The 461-nt window shown below is 37.3% G+C and carries 2 protein-coding genes; both read right to left on the bottom strand.

Translation table 11 applies throughout. The features are described from left to right. On the bottom strand, positions 1 to 242 hold a 242-nt coding region (locus LJD34_RS16185; RefSeq protein ID WP_227360383.1), incomplete at its 3' end, for a helix-turn-helix domain-containing protein. A gap of 1 nt (position 243) precedes the next feature. Continuing rightward, on the bottom strand, positions 244 to 461 hold a 218-nt coding region (locus LJD34_RS16180), incomplete at its 5' end, for an RNA polymerase sigma factor (protein WP_318532732.1).

Below are 461 nucleotides of genomic sequence, written 5' to 3'. Positions count from 1 at the left end.
TCTTCGATTTCTAAGGCAATATCAAACCCTAAAATCATTTTGATAAGTGCTTCTCGGATAAGTCCTTTTAGCTCCATATCTACAACAATATAGACATTGCCGTATTCATCATAGAGTGGACGCAGACAGCACTTTGATATGTACGGGTCATAAAATGCCAGTATCTTTTCAATCGCTTTTTCGTCCCCGTCCATTGCTTGTGAAAGCAAATAGTAGGACGGCTTCTTAAATGTTTGCTTCATTTTACTGCTTCTCCTTTAGTATTTTTTTCATGGTTTCCAAAGCATGATGTCGGTTTTTAAATACACCGCTTTGCGTAATCTTTTGCAAGTTGGCAATTTCACTTTCTGTCATTTCCAAGAAGTAATACATTAACAAAGTATTTCTCTTTCTTTCTGGAAGTTTCTTCAAGGCTTCTGCCAGCTCATCATCAAGGACACGAATATCAATGCCACATACTG

The organism is Faecalibacillus sp. MSK20_93, from assembly GCF_020589945.1.
GTDB classification, from domain to species: Bacteria; Bacillota_I; Bacilli_A; order Erysipelotrichales; family Coprobacillaceae; genus Faecalibacillus; species Faecalibacillus intestinalis.
The sequence above is the reverse complement of the archived record's forward strand: the minus strand, read 5'-3'. Positions and strand labels throughout refer to the sequence as shown.